This window comes from Aquabacterium sp. UBA2148 (genome assembly GCF_002328915.1).
Taxonomy (GTDB): Bacteria; Pseudomonadota; Gammaproteobacteria; order Burkholderiales; family Burkholderiaceae_C; genus Aquabacterium; species Aquabacterium parvum.
Genome location: NZ_DCXA01000221.1, coordinates 1,586 through 5,514, shown reverse-complemented (window position 1 = coordinate 5,514; position 3,929 = coordinate 1,586). Strand labels below are relative to the sequence as shown.

Here is a 3,929-nt window from a genome sequence, read left to right as displayed (position 1 = left end):
CGCCTGGTCAAGCCGCTGCCCCAGGCCATCCAGGCGCTGCCTCACGCGGTGCGCCATGCGTTGCAGCAAGCGCGCCTGCACAGCCTGCGCCACCTCTCGCTCCGTCGCGATCAACTCGGCCGCAGCGGTGGGTGTCGGCGCGCGCAAGTCGGCCGCCAGGTCAGCCAGAGACACGTCGGTTTCATGCCCCACGCCACACACCAGCGGCACCGGACAGCCCACCACGGCGCGCACCACGCGCTCGTCGTTGAACGCCCACAGGTCTTCGAGCGAACCACCACCCCTGCAAAGGATGGCCGAATCGAAAGGCAGGCCCGAGCGGTGTGCCAGCGCGAGCTCGGCCAACGCTTGCACGATCTGAGCCGGGGCCTCGGCCCCCTGCACCGCAGTCGGGATCAACACCACCTCGACATGCGGCACCCGGCGAGCCAACGCGATCATGACGTCGCGCCATGCCGCAGCAGCGGGCGAGGTGACCACCGCCACGCGGCGCGGAAACCGCGGCAGGTCCCGCTTGCGGGCGGGGTCAAAAAGACCTTGGGTTTCCAGACGGGCCTTCAGCCTCAGGAATTGCTCGTACAACGCCCCCGCCCCAGCCTGGCGCATGCCATCGACGACGAGCTGCAACTCGCCTCGAGCCTCGTAAACGGCCAACTGACCTCGGATCTCAACCAGCATCCCGTCTGCTGGCTGGAAATCGACCGAAGCGAAGGAGCGGCGGAACATCGCGCAACGCAACGCCGCTTGCCCATGCTCGTCCTTGAGCGTGAAGTACGCGTGCCCGGAAGCGGCTCGCGTGAAGCCGCTGAGCTCTCCGCGCACCACGCAGGTCGCAAAGCGCGCCGACAACGTGTCGCCCACGGCCTGCACAAGCGCCGAAACCGACCAGATGCGTGCGCGGTCCGCGCCTGAGGAGCCCTGCATCACCACGACGGCCCCGCCACAAGTCCACACGCATCCGCCGGGCCCCGCCAAAGGGCCGGCGCACCGTCACGCGCCTTTAACATTGATGCAAGCTGTTGATTCATATGATTTTTTTGCTGCCTATTTTTTCAGCAAACTGAGTCAAACCCCGTGTTGATGCGGGTTGGCGAGCATCCTCCAGCCCTTACCCACAAAGTTATCCACAGGAACGGTGGACGACTTTCGCACGGTCGTGCTTCACGCTCGCGGGGGGCGGGCAAGTCCGATGTTCAGTCCCGACCACAGACCTCGGAAGCGCCAACAAAGGGCCGCATAATCGGGCCGCAGTGCGCCGCGGCCGGGAGTTTTCGGCCGCATTCCTGTCGACCCGAGGGGGAGTTCCGAGTTGCTGTCCATCTTAATCGCCGCAGGCTGGCCGGTCGTGCCGCTGCTGCTTTGCTCCGTCATCGCCCTGGCCCTGATCATCGAACGTCACCTGAGCTTGCGCGAGAGCCGGGTTGCGCCTCCCAAGCTCCTGGAAGAGGTCATGTCGGTGACCCGCTCTTCGCTGCCCAACGCCGACACGGTCACGAAACTGGCCGAGAACTCTGTTCTGGGACAGCTGCTGGCCCAGGGGATCCGCGCAGCACAGTCCGAGCCCCGCATCCAGGAAGCCTCGCTGCGTGGCGCCTTCGAGGGGGCTGGTCGAGAAGCCATTCACCGCCTTGAGCGCAACCTCAACGCCCTGGGCACCATCGCCAGCGCGGCGCCGCTGCTGGGCCTGCTGGGCACGGTCATTGGCATGATCGAGATCTTCGCGGCCTCTGGCGGTGGCACGGGCGGCAACCCAGCCGAGCTGGCCCATGGCATTTCGGTGGCGCTCTACAACACGGCCTTCGGCCTGATCGTGGCCATCCCGTCGCTGATCGCCTACCGCCATTTCCGCACCCGGATCGAGGCACACATCCTCACCCTGGAGCAGGCTGCCGACCGCATGGTGCCGCACATCCTGCGCCTGGGCCACGGCCGTCGCGGCTGATCGCGCAGCAGAGCCCGCCATGCCCATGAATTTTCGCAAGCGCCATGCGCCCGAAGAACCCGAGATCAACCTGATCCCGTTCATCGACGTGTTGTTGGTGGTGCTGATCTTCCTGATGCTGACAACCACCTACTCCCGGCTGACAGAACTCAAGATCAACCTGCCCACGGCCAGCGCCAAGGCGGCTGATGCGCGGCCCAAGGAGTTGACGGTGATGGTGACGGCGGATGGCCGCTACATGGTCAACCAGCGGCTGATCGAAGGCCGCAGCGTCGAGTTGCTCGCGGCGGGCCTGACGGCCCAGGCGGGCAGCGAAAGGAACCTTGTCGTCGTGATCAACGCCGATGCCTCGGCGAGCCACCAGAGCGTCATCAACGTGATGGATGCAGCCCGCCGTGTGGGCCTGACGCAGCTGACCTTCGCCACACAGGGCCAGTCCGACACCTCGGCCGCCCATGGCGATCGCTGATCGCCTCGTCGCACACCTGCAGCAGGCCTGGCTCGGTCGCGGCATCACCGCGTGGCTGTTGGCACCGGTCTCGTTGGTATACGGTGCGTTGGTTGGTTTGCGCAGGGCGGCTTACCGCAGGGGCCTGATCCGCATTCAACACCTGCCTGTGCCGGTGCTGGTGGTGGGCAACCGAATCGCTGGAGGGGCAGGCAAGACCCCCACCACCCTGGCGATCTTGCAGCACCTGCGTGACGCAGGCTGGCAACCGGGGGTGCTGACCCGTGGACATGGCGCACGCCCCACGCCAACGTCGCCGCTGCCACTGGACGCCGACTCGCAGGACCAACTCAACGCGGTCCGCACAGGCGACGAGCCCTGGCTGATCTGGCGACGCAGCCAGGTGCCCTTGATGATCGGACGCGACCGGGCTGCCAGCGGCCGGGCCATGCTGGATCGCCACCCGGATATCGACATCCTTGTTTGTGACGATGGGCTGCAGCACCTGACATTGCACCGTGACATCGAGGTGATCGTCTTCGACGAGCGTGGCACCGGCAACGGTTTCCTGCTGCCTGCAGGCCCCTTGCGCGAACCCGCAGACACTCGGCCGGTTTCTGCCCTCGTGGCCGCGCCAATCGTGTTGCACAACGCGGAGCGCCGCAGCGCCAATCAGGCGGGCCACCTGGCGCGCCGCAAACTCGGCGACATCGTGCCGCTGGCTCACTGGTGGGCAGGCCGCCCCTGGAGCGAGCCAGCCCCGCGTCGGGCACACGCCATGGCAGGCATCGCCCACCCTGAGCGGTTTTTTCAGTCGCTTCGCGACCTCGGCATCGAGGTCACGCCCTGCCCTTTGCGCGACCACGCCGACTTCGATACCCTGCCCTGGGCGCGCGACGTGCGCACCCTGCTGGTGACCGAAAAAGACGCGGTCAAGCTCGACCCGCAACGCATTGCCCGCGAGCGACCGGACACCGAAGTCTGGGTCGCCGCCTTAGACTTCAGCCCTGAACCCTCTTTCTGGAACGAACTCGATGCCGCGCTGGCCCGGTTGCCTCAACCGCACTGCCGCCCTTGAGACGTGATCAAGACACCATGGACACCCGACTCATCGAACTCCTGGTCTGCCCGGTCTGCAAAGGCCCGCTGCAGCGCCCTGCCCAAAGTCAGTTGCTGGTCTGCCCGGCCGATCGCCTGGGCTTTCCCATTCGGGATGGCATCCCCGTGATGCTGGAAAACGAAGCCGTGGCCCTGGACGAGAACGGTGCCCCCCTGCCCTCAGTCCCTGCCTCGCAAGCCTGATGAGCTACACCGTTCTGATCCCTGCTCGGATGGCCTCCAGCCGCCTGCCCGACAAGCCCCTGGCCGACATCGCCGGGCTGCCCATGGTGGTGCGCGTGGCCAGGCGCGCTGCCCTCAGTGGTGCGCAGCAGGTGGTCGTGGCCACCGACAGCGAGCGCATCCTGGCCGCCTGCGAACAACACGGTGCACGAGCCATCCTGACCCGCGCCGACCACCCCACCGGCAGCGACCGGCTGG

The 3,929-nt window shown here is 66.7% G+C and carries 6 protein-coding genes; 5 read left to right on the top strand and 1 reads right to left on the bottom strand.

Translation table 11 applies throughout. The features are described from left to right. Positions 1 to 924 (bottom strand): exodeoxyribonuclease VII large subunit (xseA, locus tag B2W70_RS12515; RefSeq protein WP_286746125.1); only part of this gene is annotated, 924 nt, incomplete at its 3' end. A gap of 385 nt (positions 925 to 1,309) precedes the next feature. Here xseA and B2W70_RS12510 point away from each other — a divergent pair. The 5 genes from B2W70_RS12510 to B2W70_RS12490 form a co-directional block, all read left to right on the top strand. Then, a complete protein-coding gene (locus B2W70_RS12510; protein ID WP_286746123.1) occupies positions 1,310 to 1,942 on the top strand; it encodes a MotA/TolQ/ExbB proton channel family protein in 633 nt (210 codons plus the stop codon). A 25-nt stretch (positions 1,943 to 1,967) separates the two neighbouring features. Next, complete coding sequence (locus B2W70_RS12505) at positions 1,968 to 2,411, top strand: ExbD/TolR family protein (protein ID WP_286746132.1); 444 nt, start codon at positions 1,968 to 1,970, stop codon at positions 2,409 to 2,411. Next, positions 2,398 to 3,468 (top strand): tetraacyldisaccharide 4'-kinase, encoded by a 1,071-nt coding sequence (gene lpxK / locus B2W70_RS12500; protein WP_286746121.1) that lies wholly within the window; start codon positions 2,398 to 2,400, stop codon positions 3,466 to 3,468. The genes B2W70_RS12505 and lpxK overlap by 14 nt, the downstream gene beginning before the upstream one ends. Positions 3,469 to 3,485: 17 nt before the next feature. Continuing rightward, complete coding sequence (locus tag B2W70_RS12495; RefSeq protein ID WP_286746119.1) at positions 3,486 to 3,692, top strand: Trm112 family protein; 207 nt, start codon at positions 3,486 to 3,488, stop codon at positions 3,690 to 3,692. Next, on the top strand, positions 3,692 to 3,929 hold a 238-nt coding region (locus B2W70_RS12490; RefSeq protein ID WP_286746117.1), incomplete at its 3' end, for a cytidylyltransferase domain-containing protein. The genes B2W70_RS12495 and B2W70_RS12490, both read left to right, overlap by 1 nt.

Excerpts from the sequence above, each read along its gene's own strand:
- B2W70_RS12505 (WP_286746132.1), top strand. The coding sequence starts at position 1,968 with ATGAATTTTCGCAAGCGCCATGCGCCCGAAGAACCCGAGATCAACCTG.
- lpxK (WP_286746121.1), top strand. The coding sequence starts at position 2,398 with ATGGCGATCGCTGATCGCCTCGTCGCACACCTGCAGCAGGCCTGGCTC.
- B2W70_RS12495 (WP_286746119.1), top strand. The coding sequence starts at position 3,486 with ATGGACACCCGACTCATCGAACTCCTGGTCTGCCCGGTCTGCAAAGGC.